15 protein-coding genes are annotated in these 17,373 nt (G+C 69.2%); 9 read left to right on the top strand and 6 right to left on the bottom strand.

Annotated elements, in window-relative coordinates:
- The first annotated feature begins 54 nt into the window (after window positions 1-54).
- The 8 genes from R0232_RS08570 (at window position 55) to R0232_RS08535 (ending at window position 9,286) form a co-directional block, all read left to right on the top strand.
- Window positions 55-1,074 (top strand): LacI family DNA-binding transcriptional regulator, encoded by a 1,020-nt coding sequence (locus R0232_RS08570; protein WP_208509159.1) that lies wholly within the window; start codon window positions 55-57, stop codon window positions 1,072-1,074.
- 51 nt (window positions 1,075-1,125) lie between these two features.
- Entirely contained in the window at window positions 1,126-2,139 is a 1,014-nt protein-coding gene (locus tag R0232_RS08565) for an ABC transporter substrate-binding protein (protein WP_398500338.1), read from the top strand.
- A 15-nt stretch (window positions 2,140-2,154) separates the two neighbouring features.
- A complete protein-coding gene (locus R0232_RS08560; protein WP_398500335.1) occupies window positions 2,155-3,006 on the top strand; it encodes an ABC transporter permease in 852 nt (283 codons plus the stop codon).
- A 7-nt stretch (window positions 3,007-3,013) separates the two neighbouring features.
- Window positions 3,014-3,814: an ABC transporter permease gene (locus R0232_RS08555; protein WP_203204726.1), complete on the top strand. Its 801-nt coding sequence runs from the start codon at window positions 3,014-3,016 to the stop codon at window positions 3,812-3,814.
- On the top strand, window positions 3,804-4,877 hold the full coding sequence (locus tag R0232_RS08550; protein WP_431511845.1) for an ABC transporter ATP-binding protein: 1,074 nt from the start codon (window positions 3,804-3,806) through the stop codon (window positions 4,875-4,877). Before R0232_RS08555 ends, R0232_RS08550 begins: the two co-directional genes overlap by 11 nt.
- A complete protein-coding gene (locus R0232_RS08545) occupies window positions 4,874-5,734 on the top strand; it encodes a phosphodiesterase (RefSeq protein ID WP_431511844.1) in 861 nt (286 codons plus the stop codon). Before R0232_RS08550 ends, R0232_RS08545 begins: the two co-directional genes overlap by 4 nt.
- Before the next feature lie 93 nt (window positions 5,735-5,827).
- Window positions 5,828-7,489 carry a Na/Pi cotransporter family protein gene (locus tag R0232_RS08540; protein WP_093355764.1) on the top strand — a complete coding sequence of 554 codons (1,662 nt, stop codon included), beginning with the start codon at window positions 5,828-5,830 and terminating at the stop codon, window positions 7,487-7,489.
- 645 nt (window positions 7,490-8,134) lie between these two features.
- A complete protein-coding gene (locus R0232_RS08535) occupies window positions 8,135-9,286 on the top strand; it encodes an IS481 family transposase (protein ID WP_431511843.1) in 1,152 nt (383 codons plus the stop codon).
- A 128-nt stretch (window positions 9,287-9,414) separates the two neighbouring features.
- On the opposite strand, the gene R0232_RS08530 is transcribed toward R0232_RS08535, so the two are convergent.
- From R0232_RS08530 to R0232_RS08520, 3 genes are all read right to left on the bottom strand, one after another.
- Window positions 9,415-10,431: a bile acid:sodium symporter family protein gene (locus R0232_RS08530; protein WP_431511842.1), complete on the bottom strand. Its 1,017-nt coding sequence runs from the start codon at window positions 10,429-10,431 to the stop codon at window positions 9,415-9,417.
- A gap of 71 nt (window positions 10,432-10,502) precedes the next feature.
- Window positions 10,503-10,958 (bottom strand): response regulator, encoded by a 456-nt coding sequence (locus R0232_RS08525; protein WP_398500587.1) that lies wholly within the window; start codon window positions 10,956-10,958, stop codon window positions 10,503-10,505.
- A gap of 183 nt (window positions 10,959-11,141) precedes the next feature.
- Window positions 11,142-12,128 (bottom strand): quinone oxidoreductase family protein, encoded by a 987-nt coding sequence (locus R0232_RS08520; protein WP_093351699.1) that lies wholly within the window; start codon window positions 12,126-12,128, stop codon window positions 11,142-11,144.
- Window positions 12,129-12,231: 103 nt separating this feature from the next.
- Here R0232_RS08520 and R0232_RS08515 point away from each other — a divergent pair, with 103 nt between their 5' ends.
- Window positions 12,232-13,137: a DMT family transporter gene (locus tag R0232_RS08515; protein ID WP_431511841.1), complete on the top strand. Its 906-nt coding sequence runs from the start codon at window positions 12,232-12,234 to the stop codon at window positions 13,135-13,137.
- Between the two features lie 21 nt (window positions 13,138-13,158).
- On the opposite strand, the gene R0232_RS08510 is transcribed toward R0232_RS08515, so the two are convergent.
- The 3 genes from R0232_RS08510 to R0232_RS08500 are packed head-to-tail and all read right to left on the bottom strand — an operon-like array spanning window position 13,159 to window position 17,355.
- On the bottom strand, window positions 13,159-15,519 hold the full coding sequence (locus R0232_RS08510; RefSeq protein WP_431511840.1) for a DUF5672 family protein: 2,361 nt from the start codon (window positions 15,517-15,519) through the stop codon (window positions 13,159-13,161).
- A 49-nt stretch (window positions 15,520-15,568) separates the two neighbouring features.
- Window positions 15,569-16,369: an SDR family oxidoreductase gene (locus tag R0232_RS08505; RefSeq protein WP_431511839.1), complete on the bottom strand. Its 801-nt coding sequence runs from the start codon at window positions 16,367-16,369 to the stop codon at window positions 15,569-15,571.
- Between the two features lie 41 nt (window positions 16,370-16,410).
- Window positions 16,411-17,355 (bottom strand): DMT family transporter, encoded by a 945-nt coding sequence (locus tag R0232_RS08500; protein WP_431511838.1) that lies wholly within the window; start codon window positions 17,353-17,355, stop codon window positions 16,411-16,413.
- Between the last annotated feature and the right edge of the window lie 18 nt (window positions 17,356-17,373).

Below are 17,373 nucleotides of genomic sequence, written 5' to 3'. Positions count from 1 at the left end.
ATGGCGGGGTCATACTGCCGCGGTCCAATGTAATCGATTACATAGCACCCACCGATGAGCATCCAAGCAGTCGCGGCCAAGGCCGGCGTTTCCGTCGCCACCGTCTCGCGCGTCTTCAATTTCCCCGACAAGGTCAGCGGCGCCACGCGCGACCTGGTCGAGCGCGCGGCGCGCGAGCTGAACTACCTGCCGAATGCCAGCGCCCGCACCCTGCGCACCCAGCGCAGCCGCGTGCTCGGCGTGGTGCTGCCCACGCTGCTCAACCCCACCTTCGCCGAATGCCTGCAGGGCATCGCGCAGGCGGCCGTGGCGGGCGGCTACGCGATCATCCCGGTCACCACCGGCTACAAGCTCGACGAGGAGGAGCGCGCGGTCCACATGCTCCTGGCCGGCAATGTCGACGGGCTGATCCTCGTGGTCTCCAACCCCTCGACCTCGAAGGCGCTCGAGCGGCTGCGCGCCCAGCGCGTGCCCTACGTGCTGGCCTACAACCGCCATCCCGCGCATCCCTGCGTCACGGTCGACAACGAGGCCGCCGTCGCCGACGCGGTGGCGCGGCTGGTGCTGCTGGGCCACCGGCGCATCGCGATGGTCAGCGGCACGCTGGCGGCCTCCGACCGCGCCCAGCAGCGCTACCGCGGCTACCAGAAGGGCATGGCCGATGCGGGCCTCAAGCCGCAGCCGCTGGTCGAGGTGCCCTTCGTCGAGAGCGCGGTCGACCGCCTCGCGCGGCTGCTGCAGCTGCGCCACCGGCCCAGCGCGCTGGTCTGCTCGAACGACCTGCTGGCCATCCGCAGCATCCGCGCCGCGCACCGCAGCGGCCTGGCCGTGCCCGCCGACCTCAGCGTGATCGGCTTCGACGGCATCGCGCTCGGCGAGGACCTCACGCCCGCGCTCAGCACCATCGCGCAGCCCAACAGCGACATCGGCCGCCATGGCGTCGAGCTGCTGATCCAGGCCATGGCCGGCGGCGGCGCGCTCGACGCCGATGCCAGCCTGCTGCTGCCCCACGTGTTCCGCGACGGCGAATCGTGCGCCGCCGCGCCCGACGGCGATCCGGGCGACATCGCCTGACGCCCTTTTCTCCCGACCGCTTCAACCCACCCCGCCACAGGAGCTTCTCCCATGTCCTCTTCCTTGCGCCACATCGCGCGCCTCGGCCTGCTCGCCGCCGCGCTCGTCGGCGGCAGCGCCGCCTTCGCGCAGACCGCCATCTGCTACAACTGCCCGACCGAATGGGCCGACTGGGGCACCCAGCTGAAGGCCATCAAGGCCAGGACCGGCATCACCGTGCCGCCCGACAACAAGAACTCGGGCCAGTCGCTCGCGCAGATGGCGGCCGAGAAGGCCAGCCCGGTGGCCGACGTCACCTACCTCGGCGTGACCTTCGCGGTGCAGGCCGCCAAGGACGGCCTGGTCGAGCCCTACAAGCCGGCCGCCTGGAAGGACATCCCCGACGGCCTCAAGGACCCGGCCGGCAACTGGTTCACCATCCACTCGGGCACGCTGGGCTTCATGGTCAACGTCGACGCGCTCAAGGGCAAGCCGGTCCCCAAGTCGTGGGCCGACCTGCTCAAGCCCGAGTACAAGGGCCTGATCGGCTACCTCGACCCGGCCTCGGCCTTCGTCGGCTACGTCGGCGCGGTCGCGGTCAACGAGGCGCGCGGCGGCACGCTCGACAACTTCAAGCCGGCCATCGACTACTTCAAGGCGCTGCAGAAGAACGAGCCGATCGTGCCCAAGCAGACCTCGTACGCGCGCGTGCTCTCGGGCGAGATCGCGATCCTGCTCGACTACGACTTCAACGCCTACCGCGCGAAGTACAAGGACAAGGCCAACGTCGCCTTCGTGATCCCGAGCGAAGGCACGCTGGCCGTGCCCTACGTGATGAGCCTGGTGGCCAAGGCGCCGCACGCGGCCGACGCCAAGAAGGTGCTGGACTTCACGCTGTCCGACGAGGGCCAGGCGATCTGGGCCAAGGCCTACCTGCGCCCGGTGCGCGCCGGCGCGATGCCCAAGGAGATCGAGGCCCAGTTCCTGCCCGCGAGCGACTACGCGCGCGCCAAGAGCGTGGACTACGGCCGCATGGCCGCGGCGCAGCGCGCCTTCTCCGACGAGTACCTGAAGGAAGTGCGCTGAGCCGCACCGCATGAGATGACGCAGGCCACCGCCACGATGCCTTCGGACGGCGCCTCCGGCGCCTGGACCCCGCGCTGGCGGCTGCTGGCCTGCGCCCTGCCCGCGGCCGCCTTCTTCGCGGCCTTCTGGCTGCTGCCGGTGGTGCGGCTGCTCGCGCTGCCCGCCGACAAGGGCTGGGCCACCTACTTCGCCGTGCTGACCGACGCGCGCTACCTGCAGAGCATGGCCAACACCGTGCTGCTGTCGGCGGCGGTCACGCTGGCCACGCTGGTGCTCGGCGCGGCGGTGGGCATCTACCTTGCGCGCCATGCCTTCTGGGGCCGGCGCGTGCTGCTGTCGCTGCTCACGCTGCCGCTGTCCTTTCCGGGCGTGATCATCGGCTTCTTCGTGATCCTGCTCGGTGGCCGCCAGGGCGTGGTGGCCAGCTTGAGCGACGCGCTGATCGGCGAGCGCATCACCTTCGCCTACGGCCTGCTCGGGCTGTTCCTGGCCTACCTGTACTTCTCGCTGCCGCGTGCCATCGCCACCTACGCGGCTGCGGCCGAGGCCATGAACCTGCAGCTCGAGGAAGCCGCTCGCTCGCTCGGCGCCTCGCGGCTGCGCGTGGCGCGCGACGTGTGGATGCCCGAGCTCGCGCCCACCACGCTGGCCTGCGGCGCGATCCTGTTCGCGACCTCGATGGGCGCCTTCGGCACCGCCTTCACGCTCGCGAGCAAGTTCGAGGTGATCCCGATCACCATCTACAACGAGTTCACCAACTACGCGAACTTCGCGCTCGCGGCCTCGCTGTCGATCGCGCTCGGCCTCGTGACCTGGCTGGTGCTGTTCGCTGCGCGCCGCTTCGGCGCGAACCCCGTCGCACGTTGAGGCCTTCATGCGAACGAACACCCGGCCCCAGGCCCCTTTCCTGCTCGCGATCACGCTGGTCGTGAGCCTGTTCATGATCGCGCCGATGCTGCTGTCGGTGATGGCCGGCCTGGTCAACAACTACAGCACCGGCCTGAAGAGCGGCCTCACCCTGCGCTGGCTCGGCGAGGTGTGGGAGAACTACGGCGGCACCGTCGGCTGGTCGCTCGCGCTGGCCGCGGCCTGCGTCGCCTGCACCGTGCTGCTCGGCGTGCCCTGCGCCTATGCGCTGGCGCGCAGCCGCTCGCGCGCGGCCCATGTCTTCGAGGAACTGCTGACCCTGCCGGTCGCGGTGCCGGGGCTGGCGACCGCGCTCGCGCTGATCCTCGCCTACGGCCAGCTCACGGCCTTCCGCCAGAGCTTCGCCTTCATCCTGGTCGGCCACGTCGTGTTCACGCTGCCCTTCATGGTGCGCACCGTGAGCTCGGCCTTCCAGCGCCACGAGCTGCTCGCGCTCGAGGAGGCCGCGCGCACGCTGGGCGCGAGCTTCCGCCAGCGCTTCATGGGCATCCTGGTGCCGGCCGTGTTCCCCGCCATCGTGGCCGGCAGCCTGATGGTGTTCACGCTCTCGGTGGGCGAGTTCAACCTCACCTGGATGCTGCACACCCCGCTCACGCGCACCCTGCCCGTGGGCCTGGCCGACAGCTACGCCTCGATGCGCATCGAGATCGGCTCGGCCTACACGCTGGTCTTCTTCGCCGTCATCCTCCCCGTGCTGTGGGGCCTCCAGTACCTCGCACACCTGATCCAGAAACGCCATGGAACTTGAACGCGTCCCCATCGACATCGCCCACTGCGCCAAGACCTATGCCGACGGCACGCGCGGCCTGCAGCCCACCGACCTCCAGGTGGAGGCCGGCGAGGTGCTGGCGCTGCTCGGCCCCTCGGGCTGCGGCAAGACCACGCTGCTGCGGCTGATCGCGGGCCTGGAAACGCCCGATGCCGGCAGCCGCATCGCCTTCGGCGGCCAGGACGTGACGCAGCGCCCGGTCGAGCAGCGCGGCGTGGGCATGGTGTTCCAGAGCTACGCGCTGTTCCCGCAGATGACGGTGGCGGCCAACATCGGCTATGGCCTGCGCATCCGCGGCGTGGCGCCGGCCGAGGAGCAGCGCGCCGTCGGCGAACTGGTCGACCTGGTGCGCCTGGGCGGCCTCGAGAACAAGCGCCCGGCCGAGCTCTCGGGCGGCCAGCGCCAGCGCGTGGCGCTCGCGCGCGCCGTGGCGGTGCGCCCGCGCGTGCTGCTGCTCGACGAGCCGCTGGCCGCGCTCGACGCCAAGCTCAAGGAGTCGCTGCGCGACGAGCTCGCCGAGCTGCTGCGGCGGCTGCACATCACCGCCGTGCACGTCACGCACGACCAGCAGGAGGCGCTGGCCATCGCCGACCGGCTCGCCGTGATGCAGGCCGGGCGCATCGTGCAGGTGGGGCGCGGCGAGGACCTCTACCGCGCGCCCGCCCATCCCTTCGTGGCCGAATTCCTCGGCCGCGTGAACCGGCTGCAGCGCACGCCCGAGGCGCTGCGCGACGATGTCGTGCGGCTCGGCGGCAGCGCCCTGCCCTGCCCCGGCGCCTGGCGCGACCGCGCGCTGCTGCTGGTGCGCCCCGAGGACATCGAGGTCGGCCCCGCGCAGCCCGCGCGCCCCGGCTGGGGCACGGCCACGGTCGAGCGCCGCACCTTCCTCGGCGATCGCGTGCAACTGCAGTTGCGCGTGGCCGACCAGCCGCAGATGCTCCTGGCCGACACCGCGCGCGACACGCCCTACGGCATCGGCGATGCCGTCGCCCTTCGCATCCACCCCGACCGATTGATGAGCCCGCAGGACACCCGCGCATGACTACGACCCACGACACCTTCCTGGTCCAGCTCACCGACCTGCACATCCGCGAGCCGGGCCGGCTGGCCTATGGCCGCATCGACACCGCGCCCTACCTCGAGCGCGCGGTGCAGTCGGTGCTCGCGCTGCGGCAGGCGCCCGACGCGGTCGTCATCACAGGCGACCTCACCGACTTCGGCCGCGCCGCCGAGTACGAACACCTCGCGCGCCTGCTGGCCCCGCTCGAGGCGCGGGGCATCCCCATTCACCTGATGCCCGGCAACCACGACGACCGCGACCAGCTGCGCCGCAGCTTCCCCGGCCACGCCTACCTCGGCGACGGCGGCGACAGCGACGGCTTCGTGCAGTACGCGCTGAACGTTGGGCCGCTGCGGCTGATCACGCTCGACACCGTGGTGCCCGGCGCCAGCCATGGCGCGCTGTGCGAGAAGCGGCTGGCCTGGCTCGAGGCCCGGCTCGGCGAGAGCCGGCGCGAGCCGGTGGTGGTCGCGATGCACCATCCGCCGTTCCAGACCCTGATCGGCCACATGGACGAGATCGGCCTGCTCGAGGGCGCGGCGGAACTCGAGGCCCTGATCGCGCGTCATCCCAATGTGGAACGCGTGATCTGCGGCCACCTGCACCGCGCCATCGACGTGCGCTTCGGCGGCACCCTGGCCTCGACCGCGCCCGCGCCCGCGCACCAGGTCTGCCTCGACCTCGCGCCCGACGCAGCCTCGGCCTGGACGCTCGAGCCCCCGGGCTTCCGCGTGCATGCCTGGTCGGCCGCGGCCGGCCGGCTGGTCACGCACCTCGCGGCTTCCGGGCATTTCGAGGGGCCGTACCCGTTCCACGACAACGGCGCGTTGATCGACTAGGACCCCGGCTGGCCTGCACCGGCCACATGTGGAGAATGGGGGGTCGACGCAAAACCGAATCAGAACGAAAAGAAAGGATCAAGCCCGACACCCATGAAGCATCTTCTGAACCTGCTGGCGGCCGTCGCCCTGCTGGTGTGGGGCACGCACCTCGTGCGCACCGGCGTTCTTCGCGTGTTCGGCGCCAACCTGCGCAAGATCCTCGTGCAGAGCATGCGCAACCGATTCACGGCCGCCCTCTCGGGCATCGGCGTCACGGCCCTCGTGCAATCGAGCACCGCCACCTCGCTGATGACCTCCTCCTTCGTCGGCCAGGGCCTGGTCACGCTGCCCGCGGCGCTGGCCGTGATGCGCGGCGCCGACGTCGGCACGGCGCTGATCTCGGTGCTGTTCTCGGCCGACCTGTCCTGGCTCTCGCCGATGTTCATCTTCGTGGGCGTGGTGCTGTTCATCACCCGCTCGGCCACGGTCGCCGGGCGCGTCGGCCGCGTCTTCATCGGCCTGGGCCTGATGCTCCTGGCCCTCCAGCTGGTGGTCGAAGCCACCGAGCCGCTGTTCTCCTCGGCCGCCGTGCGCGCCCTGCTGGCCTCGATCAGCAGCGACGTGCTGCTCGAGATCACCATCGGCGCCGTGCTGGCGATCGTGGCCTATTCGAGCCTCGCGGTGGTGCTGCTGGTGGCGACCATGGCCAATTCGAACGTGGTGCCGCTGGACGTCGCGCTCGGCCTGGTGCTCGGCGCCAACCTCGGCAGCGGCCTGCTCGCGGTGCTGACCACCGCCAAGTCGGCGATTCCCGTGCGGCAGGTGACCATCGGCAACCTGCTGTTCAAGGCCCTGGGCGTGGCGATCGTCGCGCCCTTCGTCGGGCTGTGGATCCGCCACGTGCAGCCCCAATTGCCCACGCCCACGCACGGCGTGGTGCTGTTCCACCTGGCCTTCAACATCGTCATCAGCGTCGGCTTCATCGGCCTCACGCAGATGGTCGCGAACCTGGTGACGCGCATGCTGCCCGAGCCCGCGCCCTCGACCGCCTCGCTGCGGCCGCACCACCTCGATCCCTCGGCGCTGTCGACGCCCACGCTCGCGATCTCCAATGCCGCGCGCGAGGCGCTGCACCAGGCCGACATCGTCGAGACGATGCTGATCGGCGTGCTCGACGTGATCCGCCGCAACGACCTCAAGCTCGCGCAGGAGCTGCGCCAGCTCGACGACACGGTGGACGAGCTCTATTCGGCGATCAAGTACTACATGACGCGCATCTCGCGCGAGGCCCTCGGCGAGGAGGAGAGCCGGCGCTGGACCGACATCATCAGCTTCACGATCAACATGGAGCAGATCGGGGACATCATCGAGCGGGTGATCCAGGACGTGGAGGACAAGAAGATCAAGCCGCAGCGCAACTTCTCGGAAGCGGGGATGGCGGAGATCGTCGAGTTGCATGGGCGGCTGGTGGCGAATCTGCGGCTGTCGATGAGCGTGTTCCTGAACGGGAATGTTCGGGATGCGCAGAAGCTGCTCGAGGAGAAGGCTCGGTTTCGGGATCTGGAGCGTGCCTATGCGACGACGCACCTGGATCGGTTGTCGGATCGGACGACGTTGAGCATCGAGACGAGTTCATTGCATATCGATCTGATCAGCGATTTGAAGCGGATCAATTCGCATATCTGTTCTATTGCTTATCCGATCTTGGAGTCGGCTGGGGCGTTGGCGCCTTCTCGGTTGAAAGAGTCTCGGTTGGGGAAGATCGAAGGCTGAGTTTTGTATTGAAGCCGTTGGCCGGGTCTCGCCCCGGCGGGCGAGTCACTTTCTCTTGTCTCGCCAAGAGAAAGTAACCAAAGAGAAGGCGACCCCGCTGTCTGTGTCCCTCCGCTTCGCTACGGGCAACCTGCGGTGCTCGGAGAAAGCGGGGGTCCGCAGAACTCGCTGCACTTCGTTGCGCTCAGACAGCTGCGGCCCTTATCCCGCTTTCTCCTGCGCTCCTCGGCACAGCCAGAGGGGACTAGGGTCAACGCGCCATGGCGCGTCCTTGTGTGGGGTGTGCGGGTGCGTAAGCCTTGGATCTTTCACCCAGGCCGAGCAACGCGAAGGCCCGTTGGGCTTGCTCGGCCGAGCGTAGCGATGGCCCGACCCACCCCCTCTGGCTGCGCCGAGGAGCGCAGCGTTTCGCGGATAAGGGCTCGCAGCTGTCTGAGCGCAACGAAGTGGAGCGAGTTCTGCGAGACCCCGCGAAACGCGAGCACCGCAGGTTGCCCCGTAGCGAAGCGGAGGGGTCGCAGACAGTGGGTCGCCTTTTCTTTGGTTACTTTCTTTTGGCGAAGTGTATGGACCGGGGACCTGGGTAACAGGTGTGCGCGGACATAGGAAACACTTTCTGGGTCGATACGCCCGAGGAAGTGCCCTATGCCCTGGCAGCCGAGAGACCTGATGGACACCAAGCGAGAGTTCGTAGAGCTGGCCCTGCAAGACGGCGCCAATCGGCGTGAGCTGTGCCGGCGATTCGGCATCAGCCCCAAGACCGGCTATGCGCTGCTCAAGCGCTATGCGCAGCTGGGTATCGCCCAGGCGTGTACGCCGCGCAGCACGCGGCCGCTGAACTCGCCCACGCGCAGCCCTCACGAACTCGAGCAGGCCGTCATCGAACTGCGCCACGCACACCCCACCTGGGGCGGGCGCAAGATCGCCCGCCGACTGGCCGACTTGGGCATGAGCGACGTTCCCGCCCCCAGCACCGTGACCAACATCCTGCATCGCCACGGGCTCATCACGCCCGAGGCCAGCCTGGCCAGCGAACACTGGCGTCGCTTCGAGCACGAACAGCCCAACGCCTTGTGGCAGATCGACTTCAAGGGCGACTTCGGCATGGCCACGGCTCGTTGCTATCCCTTGACCCTGCTGGACGACCATTCCCGCTTCAACTTGGCCCTGAAGGCCTGTGCGAGCGTGGGCATAGATAGCGTTCGCCCCCACCTGGTGCAGGTCTTCAGCCGCTATGGGCTGCCGGTTCGCATCAACTCCGACAACGGTGCGCCTTGGGGTGCTCCGCGCCAGCCCGAGCACGGCCTGTCCGAGCTGAGCGTGTGGCTCATCAGGCTGGGCATCCGCGTCAGCCACAGCGCGCCGTACCACCCACAGACCAACGGCAAGATCGAGCGCTTCCATCGCTCGTTGAAGGCCGAGCTGCTCGCAGGACGCAGCTTCAGCGATCTGAGCCAGGCCCAGGCAGCCTTCGAGCGCTGGCGCGGCATCTACAACCACGAGCGCCCGCACGATGCGCTGGGCCTGCTCACCCCGGCCAAGCGCTATGCCGTCAGCCCAAGACCCTATCCGCAGCACTTGCCGTCCATCGAGTACGAACACGGCGACACGGTGGTCGCCGTCAAGCACAACGGGGAAGCCAACTTCCGAGGCCACAGGCTCAAGGTACCCAACTGCCTGCTCAAGTTGCCCATCGCGTTCCGGGCAGATCCCGCGCACGACGGGCGCTTCAACGTGCTGTTCTGCCACCACCCATTCATGCAGATCGACTTGAAGTCGATCCCCACGAAGCCTTAACCTGACAACGTGTTTCCTATGTCCGCGCACACCCGTTACCCAGGTCCCCGGTCCATACAGCGAAGCAAAAGAAAGTGACTCGCCCGCCGGGGCGAGTCCCGGCCAACGACCTAAGCAAAAAGAACAACCTACTTGGAAGAAGCAGCCCCCAATGCAGCAGGCTCAACAGCAACACGCACCTCCCGCCGCGCATACCTCTGCGCCAGCACAGCACAAACCATCAACTGCATCTGATGAAACAACATCAGCGGCAAAACGATAGCGCCAACAGCATGCGAAGCAAACAGAACCTTCGCCATGGGAATCCCACTGGCCAGACTCTTCTTCGACCCACAGAACACGATAGTGATCTCGTCCTCCGTATCGAAGCCCAGCTTGCGCGCCAACAAGGTAGTCAGGCTCAACGCCAAAGCCAGGATCACCGCACACACGACAAGCAACCCCACCAGCGCATGCCCCGGCACCTGCCGCCACAACCCCTCGATCACCGCCGCACTGAACGCCGTATAGACCACCAGCAGGATCGACCCCTGGTCCACGAACTTCAGCACCGAGGCACGCCGCTTCACCCAGCCCCCGATCCAGGGCCGCAGCAGATGCCCCGCCGCGAACGGCACCATCAGCTGCAGCAGGATCCGCCCGATCGCATCGAGCGACGACGAAGCCGCGTGCCCGCCATGCGGCAACACCACCAGCCCCACCAGCACCGGCGTCACGAACACCCCCAGCAACGTCGAGGCCGAGGCGCTGCAGATCGCCGCCGGCATGTTCCCGCGCGCCATCGCGGTGAAGGCGATCGCTGACTGCACGGTGGCGGGCAGCACGCACAGGTACAGCACGCCGGTATAGAGCTCGGGCGTGACCAGCGGCACCAGCACCGGCTTCAACGCCAGCCCGAGCAGCGGGAACAGCACGAAGGTGCTCGCGAACACCAGCAGGTGCAGCCGCCAGTGGGTGATGCCCTCGAGGATCGCCTCGCGCGAGAGCTTGGCGCCGTGCAGGAAGAACAGCAGGCCGATGGCCACCGTGGTCAGGCCCTCGAAGAACTGGGCCGGACGGCCGCTGGCGGGGACGAGGCTCGCGAGGGTGACGACCGACAGCAGGGCGAGGGTGAAGTTGTCGGGCAGGAGACGGGAACGGGACATGGAAAGGCAAAGCGCGACCGGTCCCTGTGCAGGGACGATCGCTCGGATAAGGGATTACCCGTATTTTCGCGCTAGTGCGCCGTCGAGGCGGCGGGGCGCGAAGAAGGCGACGCGGACGGTGGGGGATAGCTCGCGGCGGTCGTCGTGAAGCGCGCCTGCCGGCGGCGCAGGCAGTAGTCGATCAGGTCGTCGACCTCGGTGGCCTTGTCGAACACGGCGTCGGCGCCGAGCTGCAGGCAGCGGCGGCGCATGTCGGGGGTGGCGTGGTTGCTCAGCACCACCATCTTCTGGGCCGGATCGCGGTGGCGGCAGGCCTGCAGCACGCTGAGGCCGGTGCCGTCCTTGAGGAACAGGTCGACGATCGCCAGGTCCCACAGCGCCATGTTGCGCGTCAGCCAGCGCGTGCTCTCGGCCTCGGTATCGGCCAGGCCGACTGGATCGACCCGCGCCACCTCGCGCAAGGTGCCCACGAGGTTCTCGCGGATGGTGGGGTTGTCTTCGACGATGAAGGTGCGGACGGTGCTCATGGCGGCATGCGGCCATCCCTGCGGGCGGCGAAGCGAGGCATCCGCTTCGGCCCGATAAAGAACGGCTGGCTGGACTTTGTTGGCAGCGAGGCTACAAAGTGCACCCGCCACAAGACGCAGGCATGACACCCCTGCCCGGGTAGGACAAGGCCGGGGTGCCGCCACGCCCGGCTTCGGGGCCGCTCAGAGCGTGAAGATCGTGCAGCCCGTGGTCTTGCGCGCCTCGAGGTCGCGGTGCGCCTGCTGCACGTCGTCCAGCGCATAGCGCTGCACGATCGGGATCTTCACCGCGCCGCTTTGCACGATGGCGAACAGGTCGTCGGCCGCCGCCTGCGTGCTGTCGCGCGTGGCCAGGTGCGAGAACAGCGTGGGGCGCGTCAGGTACAGCGAGCCCTTCGAGGCCAGCACGCCGAGGTTCACCGGCGGCACCGGGCCCGAGCCGTTGCCGAACACGGCCAGCAGGCCGAAGGGACGCAGGCAGTCGATCGAGCCTTCGAAGGTGTCCTTGCCGACCGAGTCGTAGACCACCTTCACGCCCTTGCCGCCGGTGATCTCCTTGACGCGGGCGGCGAAGTTCTCGCTGCTGTAGTTGATGGCGTGCGCCGCGCCGTGGTCCAGCGCGAGCTGGCACTTGGCGTCGCTGCCGGCGGTGCCGATCAGCTGCAGGCCCAGCGCCTTGGCCCACTGGCAGGCGATCAGGCCGACGCCGCCGGCCGCGGCATGGAACAGCACGAAGTCGCCGGGCTGCAGGCCCTCGGCCGGCAGCGTCTTCTTCAGCAGGTACTGCGTGGTCAGGCCCTTGAGCATCATGGCCGCGCCGGTCTCGAAGGAGATGTCGTCGGGCAGCTTGCAGACGCACTTGGCGGGCATCACGCGCAGCTCGCTGTAGGCGCCGGGCGGCTGGCTCGCATAGGCGGCGCGGTCGCCGGCCTTCAGGTGCGTCACGCCCTCGCCCACCGCCTCGACCACGCCCGCGGCCTCCATGCCGAGCTGCAGCGGCATCTGGAACGGATAGAGCCCGCTGCGCTGGTAGGTGTCGATGAAGTTCAGGCCCACGGCCTTGTGGCGGATGCGGATCTCGCCGGGGCCGGGCTCGCCGACCTCGACCTCGACGATCTTCAGTTCCTCGGGACCGCCATGGCGGTCGATACGAACGGCTTTGCTCAACATCGGTGCTGTCTCCACGCGCGAAAAAAGAAGAGGCGCATCCTGCCATGTTTGGGGTTTCCGCGGCGACACGGGTCATTGCCGCGAGCCGCTAGAGTCGGCGCCCATGCAATCGCCACAGCGCCTCACGCCCCTGACCGTCCTCCTGCTCGTCGTGCCGCCGCTGCTGTGGGCCGGCAACGCGGTGGTCGGCCGGCTGGTGCGCGAGCTGGTGTCGCCGCTCACGCTGAACTTCGTGCGCTGGGTCATCGCCTTCGTGCTGCTGCTGCCGCTCGCGGCCCCGGTACTGCGGCCCGCGAGCCCGCTGTGGGCGCACTGGAAGCGCTATGCGCTGCTGGGCCTGCTGGGCATCGGCCTGTACAACGCCTTCCAGTACCTGGCGCTGCAGACCTCCACGCCGATCAACGTGACGCTGGTGGGCTCGAGCCTGCCGCTGTGGATGCTGGCGGTGGGCAGCCTGTTCTTCGGTGCCCGCCCGCATGGGCGCGCGATCGGCGGCGCGCTGCTGTCGATGCTCGGCGTGCTGCTGGTGCTCAGCCGCGGCGAGTGGCGCCAGCTGCTGGCGCTGCGGCTGGTGCCGGGCGACCTCTACATGATCCTGGGCACCATCGCGTGGGCCTTCTACAGCTGGCTGCTCGCGCGCACGCACGAGCCCGCCGCGCTGCGGCGCGACTGGGCCGCGTTCCTGATGGCGCAGCTGGTGTTCGGCATCGCCTGGTCGGGCGCGCTGGCGGCCGGCGAGTGGACGCTGACGCCGGCCCATCTCGACCTGGGCTGGCCGCTGGTCGCCGCCATGGCCTTCATCGGCATCGGCCCGGCCGTGCTGGCCTACCGCTGCTGGGGCACCGGCGTGCAGCGCGCGGGGCCGCAGGTGGCCGGCATCTTCATGAACCTCACGCCGCTGTTCGCGGCCGTGATGTCGGCGGCCTTCCTGCGCGAGGCGCCGCACTGGTACCACGGCGCGGCCTTCGTGCTGATCGTGGGCGGGATCGTGGTGTCGACGCGGCGCTGAACGAGCGCTCGCGCGCGCTGCTCAGGGCTTGCGGAACAGCCCGGTCAGCAGGTCCTTCTCGTCGAAGCGGTCGTCCTTGAAGCACTCGATGGTTTCCAGTCCCGCCGCTTCCATCGCCCGCGCCAGGCTGGCCTCGGTGTAGAAGCCCACGTGGCAGGGATCGGGATAGGCGCGGTCGTAGGGAATCGAGATCACGAAGTGGCCGCCCGGCACCAGCGACCGGCACGCCGACGAGAGGAAATCCGCCACGTCGTCGGCGTAGATGTGCTCCAGCGTATGGAAGCTCACGACGGTGTCGGCCGGCGGAACGATCGGGCCGTCGGCCGTGAGGTCGTGCTCGACGAACAGGCTGGCCAGCGGCACGGCCTCGAAGAGTTCGCGCGCCAGCGACAGCGCCTGTTCGTTGAGGTCCACGCCGACCACCTCGCTCACCCGCGGGTTCTCGCGCAGCCAGTAGGTGCTCGCGCCGTGGTTGCAGCCGATGTCGAGCACGCGGCCCTGGATGAAGGGCGCATAGGCCTGCAGGATGCGGCGGTTCGCATGCCGCTCCCAGAAGCCGAACGGGCTCGGCTCGACCGTGAGGTACGACTCCTTGGCATAGCGCGTCTGCGGCGGCGCGGCGGGCGCGAACAGGTGCGCCAGTTCCGGTTGGCTCGCCAGCCAGCGCGGCGCCTCCTCGCGGCCCACCAGCTGCCACGCATAGCCGGGCCGGTCATAGAGGTCGCGCCCCGAGGCCAGCAGCGCGGGGATGTCGAGCGCATCGAGCAGCTCGGGCCGGTTGTATTCCTGGTGCGCGAAGCCGCGGATCTTGGCGCGCACCGCCTCTTCGTCCATCGCGAGGTACGACAGGTGCCAGCCCGCGTCGTCGATCAGCCGCGCGGGCTGGGCGCCGTTGCGCACGCGCAGGCGCAGCTGGTCGGGCGTGAGGCCGTCGAGCCGCGCGCGGGTGGCGGCCACGGTCCAGACCGACGCGGCCTCGGGGCCCCGCACGTTGCGGTAGTTGGCGTAGAAGTAATAGAAGGCCTGGCGCAGCCCGAAGACCTCGTGGTGGCGGTCGTCGCGCATGGCGCGCACGGTCTCGGCGCGCGGTATCTCGTCGGCGTCGGAGATCATCACCAGGTCGTGCGGCGCCGCGTCGTGCAGGCCGCGCAGGATCTGGTTGCGCTGGAATTTCTCGCGGATCCAGAAGCCCGATTTCGGCGTGTCGGCATGCCAGTCGCCGGGCACGGCCATCGCATCGGCGGCCGCGTCGACCTCGGGCATGTCGTGCACCGCCACGTGGCGGATGCGCGGCAGGAAGGCCGCGATGCGCGGATCGGCGGCATCGAAGCGCAGCGGCTTGGGCGCGCCGGTGAAGCTGCGGTCGGCCTCGACCACGACGAAGCAGTCGACCACCTCGTCGAGCTCGTGCAGCCGCGCCGCGAGGATGTCGGCCTCGCCGTTGTAGGTGAAGCAGTCGTAGACCCTGCGCGAGGGGCCCGGCGACACGGCCGCTGCCTGCGCCTCGGGCGGGAACTCGATGCGGTAGCCGCGGCGCTCGAACATCGTCAGCAGGTCGCGCTCGCCGTACCAGCCGTCGAGCTCCGACAGCGGCACCAGCGAACGCACCGTGGGCGGCGACAGCGACACCAGCCGGCGCACCTTCGAGTGATGGCCGAAGATCCTCAGCGCATCGAAGCCATGGTGCAGCTGCGGGCCCGCATGCTCGATCGCGAACTCGCGCGCCAGCTCGACCGGCGCGAAGCGCAGGCCCTGGGCCTCGAGCGCGGGCCGCAGCACGCCGGTCAGCTGCACGTCCTCCAGCAAGGGGTCGTGATGCCAGTGCATCCGCAGCGGCTCGCCCTCGAGCGCATCGGGCGGCGGAATCTCGACGCGGATCTGCGGATGGTCGACCAGCGCGCGCAGGAAGCGCCGGCTGCGCAGGCTGAAGCCGCCATTGAGCACCGGCGTGACGCGGTGGTCGGGCCGCGCGTACTCGTCGGCCCATTCGAAGCGGGTGCGCCAGTACGCCGGCCCCTGCGGCGGCTCGATGCGCGCGAGATGGATCGGCGCGCCGATGCAGTCGTGGTCGAGGAAGGCCTCGTTCCAGTTGGCCGCGTCGAGCACCCAGCCGTCTTCCTGCACGATCAGCACGAACTCGGTCTGCACCACGCGCCAGAGCGCGAACATGACGAACCAGCTGTACTCGTGGTAGTTGAGCGGCGCGATCGCGCGGTGCGCGATGCCGCGGCCCAGATCGGCCGGCGCCTGCGGGCTGCACAGCAGCGCGCGCGCGCCGGGCATCTGCGCCAGGCTCAACGCGAGCGCCATGGCGGCGCCGCGCGCGTCCGGCAGGCCGGTGACGGACACCAGCGTGATCTTCTCAAACGACTCCCTGCTCATCTTCTTCTTGCCCCGCGAATTCTTCGTTCCGCGTGATGCCCGGTCCGGCTCAGTAGGTGCCCGGGTAGGCACCGCCATCGGCCAGCACGTTCTGCCCGGTCATGTAGCCGGCCTGCACGCTGCAGAGGAAGGCGCAGATCGCGCCGAACTCGGCCGGCGTGCCGAAGCGGCGCGCGGGCACGGACTTCTTGCGGTTCTCCCACACGGTGTCGAAGTCCAGGCCCGACTTCTGCGCCGCGCCGCTCATCGTGCCCTTGAGGCGGTCGGTCTCGAAGGAACCGGGCAGCAGGTTGTTGATGGTCACGCCCTTGGCCGCGACGCCGCTGCGCGCCACGCCGGCCACGAAGCCGGTGAGGCCGCTGCGCGCGCCGTTCGACAGGCCCAGCACCTCGATCGGCGACTTCACCGAGCTCGAGGTGATGTTGACGATGCGCCCGAAGCCGCGCTCGGCCATGCCGTCGACCGTGGCCTTGATGAGCTCGATCGGCGTGAGCATGTTGGCGTCGACCGCCTTGATCCAGTCCTCGCGCTCCCAGTTGCGGAAGTCGCCGGGCGGCGGGCCGCCGGCATTGGTGACCACGATGTCGAAGGCGTGGCCCAGCGCGAACACCGCGGCGCGGCCGACCTCGGTCGTGATGTCGGCCGCCACGGCCTTGACGAAGGGCGCCGGCGTGCCCGCCGCCGTGGCCGCGTCGGCCAGCTGCTTGGCGGCCGCCTCGAGCGCCTCGGCGCCGCGCGCCACGATCACCACGTTGACGCCCTCGCGCACCAGCGCCTCGGCGCAGCCGTAGCCCAACCCCTTGCTCGCGCCGCACACCAGCGCGGTCTTGCCTGCAATGCCCAGATCCATTTGTTCGACTCCAGAAGAGAAAGAAGAAAAGCGCGACGGCCTCAGCGGCCCTTGCGCGTGAAAACGAAGATGCCCGCGATCACCAGCGCCGTGCCGGCGGCGATCCAGGCCGTGAACGGCTCGCCGAGTATGACCACCCCCATGAGGATGGTCGACAGGGGGCCGATCATGCCGGTCTGGGCGGCGATGGCCGGCCCGATGCGCTCGATGGCCATCATCACCATCAGCACCGGTACCGCCGTGCACAAGGTGGCGTTGAGCACCGACAGCCAGATCACCTCGGGCGCCACCTGCAGCGCCGCATCGAGTGGCCGCAGCAGCGCGAACTGCGCGAGGCAGAACAGGCAGGCCACGGTGGTCGCGAGGCCCACCAGCCGCAGCGAACCGAGGCGCTGCACGAATTCGCCGCTGTAGACCAGGTAGCCCGCGTAGCTCACCGCGCTGAGGAAGACCAGGAACGCGCCCCAGGCCGCCGCGAGGCCGCCGCCCTTGCTCTCGCCGGCCAGCAGCTCGTGGCCGAACACCAGCAGCACGCCCGCGTAGCTGATGACCATGCCGACGAGCTGCGGCCGCGTGACGCGGCGGCGGTACAGCACCCAGCCGAAGAACAGCACCAGCGTGGGATTGAGATAGAGGATCAGCCGCTCGAAGCTGGCCGAGATGTAGGCCAGCCCGGCGAAGTCGAGGAAGCTCGCGAGGTAGTAGCCCGAGAAGCCCAGCCCGATCACGCCGAGCCAGTCGCGAAAGGTCAAGGCGGGCTTGCCGCGCCCGGCCCACCAGGCCATGAGCGCGAACAGCGGCAGCGCGAACAGCATGCGCAGCATGATCAGCGTCACGGCATCGACGCCGTGGCGATAGGCCAGCTTGACGATGATCGCCTTGCCGCTGAACGCGATCGCGCCCAGCGAGGCGAGGACGAGGCCGGGCGCGATGCGCTTCGCGCCGTCTGGAAGGGGAATGCCGGTGCTCGCGGCCGTCTTGGTCATCCCCCGATCATCGCGTGA

The organism is Variovorax sp. DAIF25 (genome assembly GCF_050711835.1).
Lineage (GTDB): Bacteria > Pseudomonadota > Gammaproteobacteria > Burkholderiales > Burkholderiaceae_C > Variovorax.
Note: the sequence above shows the minus strand (reverse complement) of the source record. Positions and strands in the feature narration are given on the sequence as shown.